Consider the following 18532-nt stretch of genomic DNA (forward strand, 5'->3'; position numbering starts at 1 on the left):
TTATGCTGACTTTTTTGTACAAAGAGAAACGTTATGAGGGAGAAAAGCTGACAAAGGGGTTGAGAAGATGAAAAAAGATCCAAATCGAAAAATGGGCAAACGTGTAACAAGTTCTATGTTAGCCATGGTGTTAGCAGGCATTACCATTTTGGCGGGATGTTCTTCCAATGAAAGTAGCAGCGGTGCCACAAGTGAAGACGGAAGTTCTATTTTAAAAGTAGAAGTTTTTGATCGTGGTAATTCTCCATCAGGTTATACCATCAGCAATAACTATATGACCAAGTTAGTGGATGAACGTTTTGGCACACCTAATAAAATTGATGTGCAATATGTACCGGTTCCTCGTTCCGATGAATTGCAAAAGTTAAATGTATTAATGGCAAGTGGTGGTGATGTACCGGATATCGTATTTACTTATGATCAAGGCACATTCAATCGCTATGCTGAACAAGGCGGTCTAACTGATCTGACCGATTTGCTCAATCAATATGGACCTAATCTCAAAAAGTTCTTAGGGGAAGATACCCTTGCTTACGGACAAATTGAAGGCAAACAATTTGCGATTCCAGGCAAACGATCAGTGCTTGGCAAATATGCTTCTTATATCCGTCAAGATTGGTTAGATCAACTGAAATTACCGATGCCACAGACTACGGATGAGCTGTATACCACACTCAAAGCTTTTCAAGAAAAAGATCCAGGTAAAGTAGGAAGCGGTCTTATTCCTTTCGGTATGACGATTGCTCCTGCGCAATATGATCCATTATTATGGTCTTTTGTCCAACAACCATTAAGTGATGAACAAAAATATACATTAACACAAAAGTTAGGTTCCAGTGATTATCCTACCTTGTTGCCAGGCTTCAAAGACGGTCTGCAATTTATGAACAAATTGTATAACGAAAAACTAATCAGTACCGACTTTGGTCTGGACGAAGATAAAAAGCAATTATGGCAAGATGTGCAAAACGGTAAAGTAGGCTTTTATACCGAAGATGCAGGTGAATTATATTTCACCTATAACGGCACATACAAAAATCTACAAACTAATGTAAAAGGCGCTACATTAACGCCTACCGATGTATTTACCAACAATGAAGGCAAACATGCTAAGCCTGAATATGCATCTAATGGTCTGTATATTATGATCCCCAAATCTAGCGCCAAAGCGGTAGAAGCGATCAAATATTTAGACTGGATGGCTTCGGACAAAAATTTGTTTGATATGCAAAATGGCGTAGAAGGCGAGAACTACACTATGAAAGATGGAGTGCCAGTTACTAAAGAAGATGCAACTGAAGAAGCTACCAATCGCCTGTATAACTACGGAGATATGGCTATTATCGCTAACGGTAAAATCGTAGGAACCGAAGAGCAAAACAATAATGCTTATATTATGCAGACACCGGAAGAATACCAAGCCGCTATGCGTAAATCGGTTGAAATCTCCAATACCGATACGATTCCACCGGTAAACTTCAGCGTACCGATCAAAGCCGAAGCCAAATATGGTAGTGGACTGCAAGACAAATACAATCAACTGATCGTCAAAGCAACAATGGCTCCAACCGCTCAATTTGACACCGTCTACGAATCCTTACTCAAAGACTATATGAGCAGCGGCGGACAAGCCATCCTAGACGAACGCACCAAAGTATTCCAAGAACAAGGCGCTAAATAATAAATAAAGCTCACCTACCTTGTTCAAAAATTCCGTACATTCATATCAGGAAAATAAGGATACTGTTCTACAAATTTCTCAAATGGATTCAACCCAATTATTCATCACTAAATTTTGAAATAAATAGCGCAAGGAATCTCCAAAATCAAATCATTCTTTCAACCATTGCAATTCACTTTCTAATCCAAAGCCAAACTTGCTACACCCACCCAATGTGCAAAAACCGCAACGCCATCTTTAAAAGAAATGTGCTCTCACCACCAAGCGTAGTGAACAGATTCTTTCTGAAAGTCGCCTTTAAGACTCGGATATCGACCGCCCAGCGGTCAAATCAAGATATCCGATCTTACCAGCGACGCCAAGAAAGAATCCGTTCACGAAGCGCTTTCCCATCACCCTAGCACATTTCCACCCAACCCAAAGTGAAGGTTTTTCCACACCATCTTAATGAAAGGGGAGTACCAACGTGAGAATGTCTACTTACCTCCGCAGATACTGGCAGTTGTATTTCCTGCTCATTTTACCGATTGCTTATTTTTTAACATTCAAATACGGACCGATGTACGGTATTCAGATTGCTTTTAAAGACTTTAACTTTTTTCAAGGAATTAACGATAGTGAATGGATCGGTTGGGATGCTTTCCGCGAAGTTTTTCAAAATCAGGATTTCTACAAAACATTGCGTAATACATTAATGCTGAACTTTCTAGATCTGTTGGTTTCTTTTCCAGCGCCGTTATTATTAGCAATTATGTTGTATGAAGTCAAAGCGGTCTGGTTCAAAAAGTTATCACAGACTATTCTGTATATTCCGCATTTTATCTCATGGGTGATTATCGGAGGAATTGTTTATCAAGTGTTCGGTACGCAATCAGGATTCGTAAACAATATGTGGATGGCACTTGGCTTTCAGCCGATCCCTTTTTTAACCGATCCGAATTACTGGTTAGTGACGTACTTGCTAACAGGAGTATGGCAAAGTGCCGGCTGGGGCACGATTTTGTACTTAGCTGCTTTGACAGGTATCAACAAAGAACTGTATGAAGCCGCAGATATGGATGGAGCAGGACGACTCAAGCGCATATGGCATATTACATTACCCGGCCTCAAAACAACGATTATTACATTGTTGATTATTAATCTAGGCAATATGGTTACGATCGGATTTGAACGTCCGTTTGTAATTGGAAATGTAGCCGTACAAGATTACTCGGATGTACTCAGTACATTTGTATATCGGATCGGTCTAGAATCCGGTCAATATACACTAGCTACCGTTGTTGGACTTTTCCAAGCTGTTGTTGGATTGATATTTGTACTCGGTGCGAATTACGCATCTAAGAAATCGACAGGAGAGGGGATACTCTAATGGAGAAAATAGCCGATATCAGCAAAACGACTGCGGTCAAAGCCAAAACGACAACCAGTAAAGGTGATCGGATTTTTGATATTGTGAATATCACCTTACTTAGTATTGTCGTGCTGGTCTGTCTGATTCCATTTATTCATATTCTAGCGATCTCTCTTAGTTCAGCTCGTCCGATTATGTCAGGCGAAGTATCGCTATTTCCAGTAGAGTGGACGACAGAAGCGTATGTCAAAGTATTTAGCGATGTGTCGATGATTCGTTCGCTTGGCTTTACGGTGATGCTGACCGTTATTTTCACGATCCTTTGTATGGCGATGACGATTACGGCGGGGTATCCATTGTCCAAGTCCAATCTCAAAGGACGCGGATTTTTTATGGTCTTGATTATTATTACGATGTTTTTCAGCGGCGGTATTATTCCTGAGTATATTCTGGTGCGTAATCTACATTTGCTGGATACGATGTGGGCATTGATTTTACCGGGATTGATCAGTCCTTTTTATCTGATTATTATGATTTCCTTTTTCCGTAATATTCCGGAGAGTCTGGAAGAAGCAGCTGAAATGGATGGAAGCAGTCACTTTTATACTTTATGGCGCATTATTTTACCATTATCGTTACCGGTGATTGCTACATTAAGCCTTTTCTATGCGGTCGGGCGCTGGAATGGATTTATGGATACATTAATGTACATTAATAGCCCTGATCTATATCCATTACAGCTCAAATTATATCAATTGATCCAAAATAATATGGCTAGCGAATTGATGCGCAATGAAGTAGTCGGTTCAGCGCAAATGATGCCAGAAAGTCTAAAAGCCGCCAGTGTTATTTTTGCAACGATTCCGATTCTAATTGTCTATCCTTGGTTGCAACGTTATTTTGTCAGTGGAGTGATGTTAGGAGCAGTTAAGGGATAAATATCTGATATTTCAAATGGGTTGAAGAAAGGAGTCTATATGCTTACATCCAAAGGGGAATATTCGTTTTCAACATGCTGGAATATTAAGCGTCATAACAGTGGAGCAGAGATGATCGCTGAGATTCAAGAGCTTGGATTTCAGCAGGTAGAGCTGAATTACAATGTGACTACCGAGATGTTGCAGACGATTGAGCCGATGATTGAACGTGGCTTGATCGGTATCTCCAGTGTGCATAATACATTTCCACATACGCCTGATCCTGATTATGGAACTGATTCGGTATTGCTCGGGTTCGATGATGAAGAAAAACGGCACAAAGCGATCGATTTACTGGTAAAATCGGCTGAATATGCTCATCGTTATGGTGCTAAAGCTGTTGTAGTGCATCCCGGCGAAGTTCCGTTTGCAACCAATATTGATGAGACGTTAAAAGGAATTTATCACGAACAAGGCAAAGACTCGCCTGCTTATCAACAGCTATGGTCGGAAATGATTGAGCGTCGTGAACGTCTATCCGAGCATTATTTAGAACGGATTCAGCACAGTTTAGAGGAAGTGTGCGATCGTGTATTATCCAAAGGGTACGATGTAGCATTTGGAATCGAGACCCGTTCTCGTTGTTATCAAATGCCTACATTATCTGAAGCGAAAAAGATACGTGATCGTATGCAAGGTGCGCCTGTCTATCTCTGGTACGATATCGGTCATGGCATGATGATGGATCGGATGGGATTGTATCACAATGCAGAAGAAGCGAACGCTATGAAAGAGGATATTATCGGCGTGCATATTCATGAGACATTAGGATTATCCGATCACTGGTGTCCGTATATTCATAGTAAAGACATGACTTTTTTTGATCGATTTCTCGATATTATCGACGCGGCTCCTGTCAAAGTATATGAATTGAAAGCCGCTTGTCAACCAGAAGAGATTGAAGCCAGTCATCAGTTATTGATCAGCAAAATTCAGGAACGTTACCTTATAAAATAGAGCATACTATATTGTATACAGAGCAGATCAAAAGCAAGGAGGGAATAGGTATGGCGGTGAGCAAGCAACTGGTGAATATCAATGATCTATGGGTAGAACAAGGTATGGCTGGACAGATTTTGGATCGAGATCATCGATCTTTTGGTGGAGTCGTTGATCCTGAAAATGGAATTGCCTGGCCGAATCATCATGCAGGTACACCGGTATGGATGGCGATCTGGGGAGCGGCATTAGTTAATCCTTCCTCAGCTTACTATCATAGTGAACAAGTGTTAGAGCGACTTGAATATGCGGCTCAGTATATGCTTGCTTTTCAACATGACGATGGGTCCATCTCTCCGGGGTGGACTAATTTTCATTCGCCTCCAGATACAGCTTTTGTCGTGGTAGGATATTCGCAATTGTATCTGCTCTTAGAACAGGACGATTGGAGTAAAAATGCTCCGGTAGCTAGTCGTATATTGTTATTTCTCAAGCAAACGATTCCAGTAATGATAACAGGTGGTTGTCATACGCCTAATCATCGCTGGGTATTATCAGCGGCACTTAGTTATTTGTATCGATTATTCGGTGATCCCAGATTGCTAGAGCGAGCAGAACAATGGTTAGCAGAAGGAATAGATATCACTCCAGACGGAGAATGGACAGAGCGTAGTAACGGTATTTACAATGCGGTAAGTGATGTGATGTTTATTCATACGGCTCGCTTGTTAGACAAGCCTGAATTGCTAGAGCCAGTGCGAGCGAATCTAGAGATGATGATCTATCTGATCCATCCTTCAGGAGAAATTGTAACGGATTATTCGGGTCGTCAAGATTTTGGACAGAATTTTACACTGGATAGTTATATGCTGTCTTATTATTTAATGACGATCATTGATCAGAATCCTCAATTTGCGGCGATGACAGCATTAGCCGAACAAGCGTTACAGACCACTGCTCGTCCACCAAGCAGTGCTAACAATCCATTGGTAGGCATGCTGTTATATCCAGATGAAGGTACACCTGTGCTGGCGACAGATTTGCCAACCCATTATCGCAAAATGATTAACGGTTCATTTGATCGTCACCAGTATATCAAACAGATTGCAAAAGTAGGCTATGGACAGATTCACTACAGTCGTCCTCATTTGGATTTTGGTGCACCTGTCATGCGGATTCGTGAAGGGGATACCAGTATCACGATGATGACAGAAACGTCTTCTTTGCTAGCGATCAGATACGGACAAGTACGATTGCTTGGTGTACAGATCGCTTCGTATTTTGGTCCGGGCTTTGTGCCGATGCAATCTTTAACACCAACAGCAGATGGGTTCACAATGACAGCGACGTATGAAAAGGGTTACAATAGTTGTGTACCCGAGCATGAACTACCTGCTTCTGCACAAGCAACAGTGAGTCCGTGGTATTTGCTTCCTCATCAACACCGTATTTCTACTCATACGCAGACCTATACATTGGAAGTGCGTATTACCGAATTGGAACATGGATTGGATCTAGAAATTATTTCTAATGAGCCTCCAGATGTGATGACACAGCTATCGTTGGTGTTCGACCAGCAAGCGATCATTACAGCGGTCGATGGGCAATTAGAGCAGATCACTCCTGAATCCCAGTTATGGTCAGCAGGAACGGTTGTTGTTCAGCAAGGAAATGACATGATGGAATTAACAGGTGGATGTCTGCAACATACCGCTAGCAGTGTACGAGAAGCTTCGTATCCGCGCGATTGTCAGACGTTACTTGTCAATGTAATGACTCCTTTTGTGCACAGAATAGGGATTCGTCTCTTACCCGGTACAGATGTATGATCAGATCTATATACATCTACAACTATGTCGACTAAAGAGGTGATTGATTTGCGTAACCAAAAGTATACGTATACCGCTCCACCGAACGGGTTTCCTGAATGGAACCGCAATCCCGGCATTTTCCGTCTCAATCGTCTAGATGCGCATGCATCTGTGATTCCGTATGATTCGGTAGAACAGACTTTAAATGGAGAAATCGCAGATTCACCCTATTACCAATCCCTAAATGGAACATGGCAATTCGCTTGGGCTGAAAATCCAGATCAGCGTATTGTTGATTTTTATAAAAAAGAGTATGACACCAGTACATGGAACACGATTCCTGTACCTGCACACTGGCAAATGCATGGGTATGATGCCCCTCATTATACCAATGTACGTTATCCGTGGGATGGACATGAAGATATTCAACCACCGGAAGCACCGACCCAATTCAATCCTGTCGGTTCATATGTACGGACATTCTCTGTGCCTCAAGATTGGCAGGAAAAAGGTTCAGTCTATATCCATTTTGCAGGTGTAGAATCTGCTTTTTATATCTGGGTAAATGGCGATCTAGTCGGTTATAGTGAAGATTCGTTCACTCCGGCTGAATTTGATCTGACTCCTTATTTACAAGCAGGCGAAAATAAATTAGCGGTAGAAGTCTATCGTTGGTGTGATAGTAGCTGGTTAGAAGATCAAGACTTTTGGCGCTTGAGCGGTATTTTTAGAGATGTTTATCTATATGCGTTGCCTGATACGCATATTCAAGACTTCTTTGTACATACTGATCTGGATCAACAGTTTCAGGACGCACAATTAACCGTCGATCTTACTTTGCATCATTCCGGTTCGGCAATGGCTCGTCCTGATCCAACAGACAGTCTACGTTTTACCGATGTAGCCAAAGAATCGTACAGTATTCATGCGCAATTGTATGATGCTGATCGCAATCCACTTTGGGATCTTCCATTAAGTAGCCCGGTTTCGTTTCCGTTTAATGCCACCGAAGGATTAGAAGGCGGAGATATTCATCGCACACAGATTCAGTTGTCTGCGAATGTGATAAATCCATTGAAATGGAGTGCAGAAGCGCCACATCTCTACTATCTGGTGCTGACGCTTAAAGATACCAACGGTCATATTATTCATTATACAGGTTGTCAGGTGGGCTTCCGCACATTTGCAATCGAAGGCAATGTGATGAAGATCAACGGGAAAACTGTAGTCTTTAAAGGGGTTAACCGTCATGAATTCAATGCGGTGACAGGACGTGCGATCACACGTGAAGATATGATTGCAGATATTCAGTTAATGAAATCGTACAATATCAATGCTGTACGGACTTCTCATTATCCGAATCATCCGCTCTGGTATGAGCTGTGTAATCAATATGGATTGTATGTGATCGATGAAGTCAATCTGGAAAGTCATGGCGCTTGGACGTACGGGCAAAAAGAACTGCTCAATACCGTGCCAGGTAGCAACCCGGATTGGACATATAATGTGTTAGATCGTACCAATTCGATGTTCCAAAGAGATAAAAATCACCCGTCCATCGTAATCTGGTCGCTCGGTAATGAATCATTTGGTGGCGATAATTTCTTGCATATGGCTGACTTTTTACGCAAAGCTGATCCATCACGAGTAGTGCATTATGAAGGCGTATTCCATTATCGTCCTTCTGAAGATGCTTCTGATATCGAAAGTCAGATGTATACGCATATTCGTGAGATCGAGAAATATGCTCAACACAATCCAACCAAGCCGTTTATCCTCTGTGAATACAGTCATGCGATGGGGAACTCTTGTGGCGGTTTAGCAGAATACTGGAAATTGTTCGATCGTTACGAAGTATTACAAGGCGGATTTATCTGGGATTGGATCGATCAAGCGATTCAGACACAGACTGAAGACGGAACTACGTATCTAGCATATGGTGGTGACTTTGGCGAGAGTCCTCATGATGGCAATTTCTGTGGCGATGGTCTGATTTTTGCAGATCGTACCGTATCTGCGAAGCTTGCTGAAGTGAAGAAATGTTATGAACAGGTGAAATTTAACTGGCGATTGGGTGAAGATCATCCTGTAGATGATGGATTAGAATCGAATGCGGTCATTACAACCAAACATTTGTCCGCAGGTGAAGCGGTGATTGAAGTTGAATTAACGAATCAGTATTTGTTTACTTCGTTAGAAGAATTTGATTTCAAATGGGTCTTAACCGCCAATGGACAACCTGCTGATCATGGTGTATTAAATGGTGTTATCTGTGCACCAGGGCAGAATGTTACAGTCACTTTACCCGAATTGAAGCAGATTCCACGTGCTCCAGGGGTAGAATATATTTTGACATTATCGGTCGTACTTCGCGCAGATCAATTGTGGGCGCAAGCCGGTCATGAAGTGGCATTTTCTCAATTTACATTGCCTGTTGTGCTGTCATTTGGTTCTCATCATGATGCTGAATTGCACGATCCTGAGCCGATTAGTGAATCTAGCCTTGTCGCTGTACAACATGCAGGTATGATTATGATCAATGGCGAAGGATTCTCGATCATTTTCGATTCAACCAATGGTGAGATGTTGTCTTATCAGATCAACAAAGTCCAATTGCTAGCTCAAGCCCCTGCTCCTCATTTCTGGCGTGCGATGACAGACAATGATCGTGGGAATCATCTGGATGAGCGTAGTGGCGTATGGCGCAGTGCGTCAGATGAGCGAGAATTGGTTCATTTTGAAGTCGATCTGGCACGAGCGCAAGATATTATTATTATCAAAGTAGAATATTTACTGCCAACCGCAGGGTATTCACAATGCTTTGTCGATTATCATATTTTTGCCGATGGGCGTGTAGAAGTGACTCAACGCTTGAACCCGGGCAAAGACTTGCCTGAGATTCCAGAGATCGGCATGTTGCTGATGATGGATGCTTCTTTTGATCAATTATCATGGTATGGATTAGGTCCTCATGAGACGTATTGGGATCGCCAATCGAGTGGTAAAGTAGGCATCTATACCGGAACAGTAGCCGAGCAGATGGCTCCGTATCTCAAACCACAGGAATGTGGAAATAAAGTAGATGTACGTTCAGCGACAATTACCAATCGTGATGGAGTTGGCTTACAGATTACTGGTCTGCCTCTGGTTGAACTGAATGTTCTTCCATATACACCAGCAGAACTGGAAGCCGCACCACATCATTACCAGTTGCCTGTCAGCGGACATACGGTTGTGCGTATCAATGATAAGCAAACAGGAGTCGGCGGAGACGATAGCTGGGGTTCTGAACCGCATGAACAATATCGCCTGTATGCGAATCGTTCGTATACGTATAGTTATGTAATGCAAGGTATTGTGAAATAGGATAATACAAAGAACCGTAAGCGAGAAAGTACTCGTTTGCGGTTCTTTGCTTATGTTGTAGTATAAAGTTGTCATCTAATCAATCTGCCAACCGTTTACTCAAATGCTTACGAAGTGATTCTGCTAGAGCAGGTTCCGCTAATAATTGACGCAAAGCCGGGGTATCACCACGTTCATCATACAGTATCCGATTACATGCGGCGATCGTACTTCCGTTCCCTTCACGGCGAATCATTTCAAATTCATCTCCAGCTTGCACGACCCCATGTTCCAATACACGAAAATAAAATCCAGAATATCCGGTTTCCCGTACGCGCATGATCATTTCTTTACGTTCCAGATGAGCAGATAACTTGAAGCAAGGCTGACGGGGCTGACTGACCTGTACGATAGCTGTTCCGATTCGATATACATCTCCAATACATACCACATCTTCAGTCAATCCAGTGACTGTAAAATTCTCCCCAAAAGCCCCCGCTTCAAAAGGACGATCCATTTCTTTGGCCCACCAAGCATAATGATCTTGGGAATAGACACAAGCGGCTTTGTCAGGGCCACCATGATTTTTGAGATCGCCTTGACCATCTCCTTCAATCCCTTGCGAACTAATGGGTAATGATTGAGTAGAAGGGCGTTTGATAAATCCGGTATAGACGGATTTGTTATTCCACTCTACATTTACAGGTAATGCTGTGTTTAACGAACATAATTTTGGTAACATAGATATAGTAGGGTTCACCATAAGATCATTTCCTCCAGATTGGGATTGCATTACAGATATTGTTATGTGTTCTATCATAATATAAGCCACTTTATTAGAACATCTCTTTCAGCAAAATATCCTTTTTGTTAAAGGCTCCCCTTTGAGCAGGGAAGAAAGGAAATGATAGATGAAGATAGACAAACGCACATTCAAATTCAACATATGGCTTCCGTTATTGCTAGTATGCTGGTTGATCTCGCAAAGTATGACAGGGATTGCTTATAGTGCACAGCAACAAGGATTTGTACGGGATGACGCAGGACTATTCAGCAGTAGTGAGATCGACAAGCTTAATACAGAACTGAGCGGGCAAGAATACCAGATGTATGTGAATACAGCTACAGGTATGGATGAAGCCCAAGGGCTGGCTTATGCCAATCAGATTTACGACCGCTCCAATTTGGACAAAAACGATATTGTACTTGTTATTACAACCAATCCGAATTACGTCCATCTGGTATTTCAAAATGCAGTACTCGCTAACAAAATTGCAAATAGCAATGAGCGCACGGTACAAGGTGTAACCGATAACGAATTTGTCCCCTCTGCCCAAGATGGCGATATTGTAGGCGGTGTGCTGGCAGTTAATAAATACATCAATCATGTTCCATTCACGACAGTCATTTCACAAAAGTTAGCACAAGTCGGATTAAACTGGGGTTCAGCGATTGCATTATTAATCGGTGGGATTGCGCTGATCTGGTTTTTGATCTGGTTGATTATTCGCTTAAATCAGATAGGCAAGCTCCGAACTCGCCGTCAGCAGATACAAGTACAGCACGATCAGATTGCAACCTCACTCAATAGCTTGATCGTATCTGATCTGTTCAAAGAGTTAGAAATGGGATTTGTAACCGGACAGACCAAAGAAATGATCGAACAGTTGCAAGCACAATTGATGAAAGAACATGCACATATCGCTATTTTACAGCAACAGATAGACGCAGTTCGCATCTCAATCGGTTCTGTGAAAAAGTCGGCTACCGATCTCGAACAGATCGAACAACAACAGACCGAGTGGGCAACCGATATGGCAAATGTCCAAAAACATCATCAAGAAATAGATGAGTTATCGCGTACTGTACGGGGAATGGTTGAAGCATCCAAAGTCAATCTGGAACAAGTGAAACAGACAGTAGCGAATCTGGAAAAGCAATACCAGTATCCACTGACCGCGATGAAAGATCGAATCGCTACGATTGAACATATTTTACAAGAAGCTGATCAGTTGGATGAATTCGATTTTATCAAAGCCAAAGAACCGGCTGAACGTGCAGATCAATGGTTAGATGTTCTGTTAGAAGATATCCGTCTGTATGGAGAATGGGTGCAACGCAGTCAAAGGTATACTGCCGAGATCGACAATACCGAACACGAATTACGTCCGATTGTCGAACGGGAAAAGCTTAAATTAACGGTAGACGATCCTTTCCGTTTGCTAGAACATGCACGAGCTGAAGAAATCAGGCTAACTCAATTGCTAGCAGGCGGTAATGTAGAATTGATCCGTCAAAGTATGACCATTATCGAGCAAGATATTGCAGAAGCCCGTCAGGTGGTAAGTGATCTGATTCGTTTTCGGGATGAGTCCAACAAGACATTGACGATGGCGCAACAGCAAATGACAGACTTTCGCACAATGCCTGAAGTATATAATCAGGAAGTCAGTCGTCTGCAAGGAGAGTATGCCAATATTCATATTCAAGAACAAGGGGCTCGTTATCAAGAAATTCAGAAAAGACAAGGTGAAGTTAATATACTGACTCCGCAAATGGTAAATGCACTACATGACCAAATCCAACAGTATCGTCAAGCCAATATATGGAGCGAACAAGTGAGAGAGTCGTTATCTCGGATGGAGGAATTGCGTACCGAGATTACAAGCTACAAAGACCTGTTAGACAATCAGAAGCAAAGTGAGAAACAGCGCTTGGCAAATCTACAGGCAGATTATCAACGTGCTAATGAACAGCAAGCAGCGATTAGAGTTCATCCTGACGATACCCAGCAAGTACAAGCGACTAGCTATGATGCTCTAGAACAAGCACAGCAGATCCTAAGTGGAAGCTTGCTTAATATGTCGAAAGTCAAAGAAGCTGTAGAGCACGCGGCAACCTGTACCAAGATTTTTGTAGATCGTGTAGAAGAGCTGACCAGACAACGTCAAGAAGCTGTGGAAGCGATCGAAGGGCTACTACAAGAACACCGGAATTTGTCTGCTCGTTATTTTACAACAGCGATTACCACCCATGTTCCGATGCTTCATGTACTGATCGAAGAATTACAGCAACTGGTCAGTCAAGGTTATTTTGTACAAGCCCAACAAAAGGCGCAAGAAGGCGAAAGTATACTGCAATTTATCGCTCTCGAATACAAAGCGATCTATGATCAGGAGCAAGAGCGCAAGCGCCGTCAGCGTTCATCCGGCGGAGGTTCAGGCGGTTCATCATCCGGTGGAGGAAGTCGTTCGTCTAGCAGTTCCAGTTGGAGCGGAGGCAGTAGCCGTTCATCAGGTTCATCGAAATGGTAAATGTTTTGCTGATTCATTGTATATTTTCTGAAAGCTATATTTGCAAACACGTCATAGAGAAGACTATGATAAGGATAGCTAGCAAGTCTAAAGACGATGATATCAGTATAGGGAGGTAGAACAATGGATCAGTCATCTCAAGCGGGACAAGGTCAACCGACCACACCGCAACAAGTCGAAAGTAAATATGTAAGAGAAACACGTTGTTTTAAAACATCCCGTGTATTCCCGACCGATGTGAACAATCATAATACATTATTTGGCGGTAAATTGATGTCATATATCGATGATATTGCTTCGATTACGGCTTCCAAATTATGTCGTGTAGATACAGTCACCGCTTCTACAGACTCTGTCGATTTTCTGTATCCGATCAATCCGACCGATTCGGTTACGCTAGAATCGTTTGTCACATGGACAGGTCGCAGTTCGATGGAGATTTTTGTGAAAGTGATACGCGAAGACCTCAAAACAGGGGAGAAACGCATTGCAGCCACCGCCTTTCTTACCTTTGTAGCGATCGGCGAAGACAATCATAAAGTGCAAGTACCGACAGTGATTCCAGAAACGGAAGAAGAACGCAAATTACACGAAACTGCACCTTCACGAGCAGCGATGCGTCGCCAACGCAGAGAAGAAAGCAAAGAATTTGCCGATTACCTCACTACCGAATATCCCTGGGAATAACAACAAAAGCCTGTACACTCTATCTCAACTAGAGCGTACAGGCTTTTTATTTTATCCAATCAATATCAACCGCCGAACTATTCTTTCTGCTCGGTTTTACGCGCTTTCCAACGCCACATCATTTCTCCAAACAAATAGCCGCATAACAAAAATAAAGGAACCGTATCTGTGATTTCTTCGAGGATACTATGAAAAGTCAGTACAAAACGATGATCTATATAATGCATGGCGATCATGCCGAGAGATGTTGTCCCACCGTAGCCTAATACACCTTCGCTCCATATAAATTGATACTTACTCATCATGACCTCCACATTAGTAACGGTATTAAAATCAATGTTATGACAATACCCACATCTATCCGAACATGACAACTATTTCTAAATAATAGCGTATTCATAAAAGAGTCGCAAGACTATTTCTTCGTAATTGGAAAATAAATACAATTGCAAGAAATAGCAAAGCTATTTTCACAGCAATCAGCGGTTATACATTCACAGAATTTCAGCTTTACATCTTACGTTTATAAAGGGAGCAAATCTTGGCGTTTGGCAATATGTTCACAGTCTTTGCATACGCCTACTAATCCACCATTATCATTGGCATAAAAAGTGAGGTGTTTGACATCTTTTTTGCAATACGAGCATTTTTGAAGTCGTCCACTGGAAAAAGATTGGACTTGTTTGGGTTGATGTAGATTGCGAACAGTTGCTAATTTGGGAGGAATAGATACCGGTGGTACAGTTGTATCTTTAGGTTGGATATCAGCAGATTTAGCAGAATGTTTTTGTTCTGATGTCAGATGTTTGCGTTCACGAAAAGCAGATAAATCTACAATATTGGGATGATGCGCTGGATGCTCTTGTGTTGTGTGATCTGGTTGTGGTTCTTGAGCTGGCAATATAGGATCTGCCGGATGTATCGTTACCTTTTTGAGAGGGAAAACAATCCAGAGAACAACAGCAACAGCAACCACGGCTACTACAATAATACCGGTCAATATAATCGATCCTGGTTGCATAGACATTCACCTTCTTTTACACATATTTAGTAAGAAAAAAACAATTAATTACAAAAGGATTACCTTTTAATTCCTATCTATCCCTTTTTTGTTACATTTAGTTTTGCTATAATTCGTGTCATAGGTAGAACGGTGCCTGTTTCTGGCATCAACACCGCGATATCTTACATATTACATGATGGTCGTAGAAAGTATAACTGCCACACGAGAGGAATGAAGATTGTGAAAAAGAAATTTAGAAGTTGGATGTCAGTATGTCTACTCGCTGCATTATGTGTATCTCTACTCAGTGCATGTGGTTCAGACGCCAAAGATAATGAGGCACAAGATGGCAAAGTTACATTGAAGTTCTGGACGATTGCTCTTCAACCTACGTTCAATGACTATTTTAATGGCTTAATATCAGAATACCAAAAAAGTCACCCTGGGGTAACTGTAGAATGGAGCGATTATCCATATGATGCCATTTCTAATAAGTTATTAACCGGAATCGCGAGTGGTAACGTACCTGATGTTGTAAATTTAAATACAGAATTTGCTAATCAAATGGCTTCTAAAGGTGCACTTGCTGATCTAGGACAATGGATGAGCGATGATGAGAAAAAATCATATTTTGATGGTATTTTTAATTCGACGGTATTTGATAACAAAGCCTATGCATTGCCGTGGTATACCGGAACAGAAGTGTTATTTATGAACACTCGTCTGGTGAAGCAAGCAGGGCTTGATCCCAAAAATCCGCCAAAAACGCGTGATGAGCTCAATGAATGGTCCCGTCAGATCAAAGCCAAAACAGGAGCCACTGGATATGCAACTACATTTGCAGCTAGAATGTTCCCGGTTGAAGGCATTTCAATCTTAAACGACGACAAAACAGCAGCAGCATTTAATACGCCTGCTACCCTAGCTTTAATTCAGAAAATGCAAGGATTGATCCAAGAAGGCGTACTGGTCAAAGAAGATGCTAACTTTGATAAGCAGATTCAATACTATTCCAGTGAACAGACCGCTTTTGAAATTGCAGGCCCTACTTTTATTAATTTTATCAAAACATCAGCACCAGATGTATATAAAAATACGATTGCTGTTCCGCTTCCTACAGGGAAAGCTGATGTGCGTTTGTCGAATACGATGAATGTGGTTGTTCCTTTAAAATCAGCGAATGCAGAACAAGCAGCTGAATTTGCGAAATTTTTGACCAATGCAACTAACCAGACCGCATTTGCCAAAGCAGCAAATACATTGCCAAGTACCAAAGAATCGATCAAAGATTCCTTCTTTACTGAAAATGATGGAACATTAGAATCCGAAGCCAAAGTGGTCTCTGCTGAAAGCTTGGATAAAGCAGTCGATTACATGGTCGGTGTACCGAATGCTGGTGATGTGAACTCGGCGATTGCACGTCAATTGCAAGAAATCTTTATGAATGGGAAAGACCCTAAACAAGGATTGACAGAAGCTGAACAAGAAGTAAACCAAATTCTGTCGCAAAACTAAAGGGCTCTGCAAGCAGATCAGCAACCTAACCAAAGACGGACCCTTTAAAGGCGGTGGACGAACATGAAGAAATGGATGAGAACAGAAACATTTGCCGCATGGGCATTTATGGCTCCTGGACTGCTAATTGTCGCTGTATTCGTGTTATGGCCAATTGTATACGGACTTCCGTTATCTTTAACCGATTATTCGGTCATTGGAGAAACGCATTATGTAGGTCTAGACAATTATGTAACAGCTTTTCAAGATAAAAGTTTTTTGGCGTCATTATGGAATTCAATGGTATATGTGTTGATTGTACCGATTATTCAGATTATTTCGATCTTAATGGCTATTCTGGTCAATAGCAGAATCCCATTAATTAAAGCTTTTCGCGCAGCGTATTATATCCCGGTCGTCACCTCAATGGTGGCGGTCGCGCTGATGTGGAGCTGGTTATTTAGCAGTAATGGTGTAATTAACTATGCGTTGATTCAATTGGGTGTTATTCAAGAGCAAGTTGGCTGGTTGTCCAGTAGTAACACAGCATTGTATGTCATTATGTTTATTACGATGTGGAAAGGGCTTGGCTATTATATGATGCTGTATCTGGCTGGACTTCAATCGATTCCAACCGATCTGTATGAAGCATCCATGATCGATGGAGCAAGTCGCTGGCAGACCATTTACCGGATTACGATCCCTTTACTGCGTCCACATATTTTATTTTGTACATTAATCTCGTTAATGGGGGCTATTCGTGTATTTGACGAAGTGTTTGTACTAACCAATGGTAAAGGTGGCCCGGGAACGGCTACTTTGACGTCCAGTCTGTATATTTATCAAAAAGGATTGGTGCAATTTAACTTTGGTTATGCGTCAGCACTTGGTCTGATTGTAAGTGTGATCGTCGGTATCTTGAGTATACTGGTGTTCCGTCTGAACAAGAAAGGCGGTGTGCAAACGTACTGATGAATAATCCAACGATAAATACCAAACCTAATTACAAAACGCCCAGTCCGCAAGCACGTAAATGGAAAAAAGCATTTCGGTATACGATTACGTATATTTTGCTGATTGCTTTGGCGCTGTTTATGACCGGCCCTTTTCTCTGGTTGCTCAGTGTATCGCTGATGCCAGGTCGTAATGTATTTTCTAATCCACCTGCGATTTTCCCGACGTTTATTAATTTCGGCAATTATGCGCAAGTGTGGAACTTTATGAACTTTCCTAAATACATTATGAATACGGTCATTATTACAGTGATGGGTGTTGTATTTAATATTGTGCTGTCCTGTATGACGGCTTATCCGTTAGCTGTATTTCGGTTTAAAGGTAGAGATATGGTGTTTACCCTGCTGATTGCTACGATGATTATTCCATCATCTACTGCAATGATCGTACATTACTTAACGATCCAATGGATGAATCTAGGTAATACGTATCTAGGCGTAGTACTACCTGCGGCAGTATCGGTATTTAATATTTTCTTAATGCGCCAGACGTTCTTAACGATTCCGACTGAAATTCGAGATTCCGGTAAAATGGACGGTGCATCTGAATTGCGCATCTGGTGGCAACTGGTATTACCACTCGTCAAACCGGGTATTGCTGTGATTATGCTACTCGAAGTGATGGCATTCTGGAACAATTTCCTGTGGCCAATTGTTGTGCTAGATGATCCCGAAAAATACCCATTAGCATCAGCATTAACGTATCTTAACGGACAATTTTCCTACAATTTCGGCTGGATCGCCGCCGGAACCATCATTTCCGTAATCCCAATCATCGTCGTATTCCTGTTCACCCAACGCTACTACATGGAAGGCTTAGCAGGAGCCGTGAAAGGATAACAGTAGTCATATGCATAGATAAACTTATAACTATTTCATATTTTGTACATGCTTAAAGAAAACAATTTAAAATTTCC

The 18532-nt window shown here is 41.8% G+C and carries 14 protein-coding genes; 11 read left to right on the top strand and 3 right to left on the bottom strand.

What is annotated here, in order from left to right; translation table 11 throughout:
* Positions 1-67: 67 nt before the first annotated feature.
* The 6 genes from PQ460_RS01575 to PQ460_RS01600 all read left to right on the top strand — a co-directional run bounded on the left by PQ460_RS01575 (position 68) and on the right by PQ460_RS01600 (position 10125).
* The gene (locus tag PQ460_RS01575) at positions 68-1681 is read left to right on the top strand and encodes an extracellular solute-binding protein (protein WP_273614017.1); all 1614 of its coding nucleotides are present in this window, start codon (positions 68-70) and stop codon (positions 1679-1681) included.
* A gap of 472 nt (positions 1682-2153) precedes the next feature.
* Positions 2154-3050, top strand: a complete 897-nt coding sequence (locus PQ460_RS01580) for an ABC transporter permease (protein ID WP_371748239.1) — start codon at positions 2154-2156, stop codon at positions 3048-3050.
* Positions 3050-3970: a carbohydrate ABC transporter permease gene (locus PQ460_RS01585; RefSeq protein WP_274171544.1), complete on the top strand. Its 921-nt coding sequence runs from the start codon at positions 3050-3052 to the stop codon at positions 3968-3970. The genes PQ460_RS01580 and PQ460_RS01585 overlap by 1 nt, the downstream gene beginning before the upstream one ends.
* A 39-nt stretch (positions 3971-4009) precedes the next feature.
* Entirely contained in the window at positions 4010-4966 is a 957-nt protein-coding gene (locus tag PQ460_RS01590; protein WP_274171545.1) for a sugar phosphate isomerase/epimerase family protein, read from the top strand.
* Positions 4967-5016: 50 nt separating this feature from the next.
* Positions 5017-6777, top strand: a complete 1761-nt coding sequence (locus PQ460_RS01595; protein ID WP_274171546.1) for a hypothetical protein — start codon at positions 5017-5019, stop codon at positions 6775-6777.
* A gap of 24 nt (positions 6778-6801) precedes the next feature.
* The gene (locus tag PQ460_RS01600; protein ID WP_274171547.1) at positions 6802-10125 is read left to right on the top strand and encodes a beta-galactosidase, LacZ type; all 3324 of its coding nucleotides are present in this window, start codon (positions 6802-6804) and stop codon (positions 10123-10125) included.
* A 79-nt stretch (positions 10126-10204) separates the two neighbouring features.
* On the opposite strand, the gene PQ460_RS01605 is transcribed toward PQ460_RS01600, so the two are convergent.
* Positions 10205-10846, bottom strand: coding sequence for an MOSC domain-containing protein (locus tag PQ460_RS01605; protein WP_274171548.1), 642 nt, complete (start codon positions 10844-10846; stop codon positions 10205-10207).
* A gap of 169 nt (positions 10847-11015) precedes the next feature.
* Between PQ460_RS01605 and PQ460_RS01610 the strand changes: the two genes are divergently transcribed.
* Together PQ460_RS01610 and PQ460_RS01615 are read left to right on the top strand one after the other, a co-directional pair.
* Entirely contained in the window at positions 11016-13418 is a 2403-nt protein-coding gene (locus PQ460_RS01610) for a TPM domain-containing protein (protein ID WP_274171549.1), read from the top strand.
* Between the two features lie 123 nt (positions 13419-13541).
* Entirely contained in the window at positions 13542-14105 is a 564-nt protein-coding gene (locus PQ460_RS01615) for an acyl-CoA thioesterase (protein ID WP_274171550.1), read from the top strand.
* 77 nt (positions 14106-14182) lie between these two features.
* Here the strand turns inward: PQ460_RS01615 and PQ460_RS01620 are convergent, their stop codons facing one another.
* Entirely contained in the window at positions 14183-14407 is a 225-nt protein-coding gene (locus tag PQ460_RS01620) for a hypothetical protein (RefSeq protein ID WP_204826042.1), read from the bottom strand.
* Positions 14408-14628: 221 nt separating this feature from the next.
* Positions 14629-15126 (bottom strand): hypothetical protein, encoded by a 498-nt coding sequence (locus tag PQ460_RS01625; RefSeq protein ID WP_273614007.1) that lies wholly within the window; start codon positions 15124-15126, stop codon positions 14629-14631.
* Between the two features lie 213 nt (positions 15127-15339).
* On the opposite strand from PQ460_RS01625, the gene PQ460_RS01630 reads away from it, so the two are divergent.
* The 3 genes from PQ460_RS01630 to PQ460_RS01640 all read left to right on the top strand — a co-directional run bounded on the left by PQ460_RS01630 (position 15340) and on the right by PQ460_RS01640 (position 18455).
* Positions 15340-16623 (top strand): ABC transporter substrate-binding protein, encoded by a 1284-nt coding sequence (locus tag PQ460_RS01630; RefSeq protein ID WP_274171551.1) that lies wholly within the window; start codon positions 15340-15342, stop codon positions 16621-16623.
* Between the two features lie 63 nt (positions 16624-16686).
* Positions 16687-17574 (top strand): carbohydrate ABC transporter permease, encoded by an 888-nt coding sequence (locus tag PQ460_RS01635; RefSeq protein WP_273614005.1) that lies wholly within the window; start codon positions 16687-16689, stop codon positions 17572-17574.
* The gene (locus PQ460_RS01640; protein WP_274171552.1) at positions 17574-18455 is read left to right on the top strand and encodes a carbohydrate ABC transporter permease; all 882 of its coding nucleotides are present in this window, start codon (positions 17574-17576) and stop codon (positions 18453-18455) included. Before PQ460_RS01635 ends, PQ460_RS01640 begins: the two co-directional genes overlap by 1 nt.
* Positions 18456-18532 lie beyond the last annotated feature (77 nt).

The sequence above is a fragment of the Paenibacillus sp. KACC 21273 genome, assembly GCF_028736095.1.
Classification (GTDB): domain Bacteria; phylum Bacillota; class Bacilli; order Paenibacillales; family Paenibacillaceae; genus Saccharibacillus; species Saccharibacillus kyungheensis.

What these genes read in the sequence shown, in the direction of transcription:
- PQ460_RS01575 (WP_273614017.1), top strand. Translation starts at nt 68, where the DNA reads ATGAAAAAAGATCCAAATCGAAAAATGGGCAAACGTGTAACAAGTTCT.
- PQ460_RS01580 (WP_371748239.1), top strand. Translation starts at nt 2,154, where the DNA reads ATGTCTACTTACCTCCGCAGATACTGGCAGTTGTATTTCCTGCTCATT.
- PQ460_RS01585 (WP_274171544.1), top strand. Translation starts at nt 3,050, where the DNA reads ATGGAGAAAATAGCCGATATCAGCAAAACGACTGCGGTCAAAGCCAAA.
- PQ460_RS01590 (WP_274171545.1), top strand. Translation starts at nt 4,010, where the DNA reads ATGCTTACATCCAAAGGGGAATATTCGTTTTCAACATGCTGGAATATT.
- PQ460_RS01595 (WP_274171546.1), top strand. Translation starts at nt 5,017, where the DNA reads ATGGCGGTGAGCAAGCAACTGGTGAATATCAATGATCTATGGGTAGAA.
- PQ460_RS01600 (WP_274171547.1), top strand. Translation starts at nt 6,802, where the DNA reads ATGTCGACTAAAGAGGTGATTGATTTGCGTAACCAAAAGTATACGTAT.
- PQ460_RS01605 (WP_274171548.1), bottom strand. Translation starts at nt 10,846, where the DNA reads ATGTTACCAAAATTATGTTCGTTAAACACAGCATTACCTGTAAATGTA.
- PQ460_RS01610 (WP_274171549.1), top strand. Translation starts at nt 11,016, where the DNA reads ATGAAGATAGACAAACGCACATTCAAATTCAACATATGGCTTCCGTTA.
- PQ460_RS01615 (WP_274171550.1), top strand. Translation starts at nt 13,542, where the DNA reads ATGGATCAGTCATCTCAAGCGGGACAAGGTCAACCGACCACACCGCAA.
- PQ460_RS01620 (WP_204826042.1), bottom strand. Translation starts at nt 14,407, where the DNA reads ATGAGTAAGTATCAATTTATATGGAGCGAAGGTGTATTAGGCTACGGT.
- PQ460_RS01625 (WP_273614007.1), bottom strand. Translation starts at nt 15,126, where the DNA reads ATGCAACCAGGATCGATTATATTGACCGGTATTATTGTAGTAGCCGTG.
- PQ460_RS01630 (WP_274171551.1), top strand. Translation starts at nt 15,340, where the DNA reads ATGAAGATTGTGAAAAAGAAATTTAGAAGTTGGATGTCAGTATGTCTA.
- PQ460_RS01635 (WP_273614005.1), top strand. Translation starts at nt 16,687, where the DNA reads ATGAAGAAATGGATGAGAACAGAAACATTTGCCGCATGGGCATTTATG.
- PQ460_RS01640 (WP_274171552.1), top strand. Translation starts at nt 17,574, where the DNA reads ATGAATAATCCAACGATAAATACCAAACCTAATTACAAAACGCCCAGT.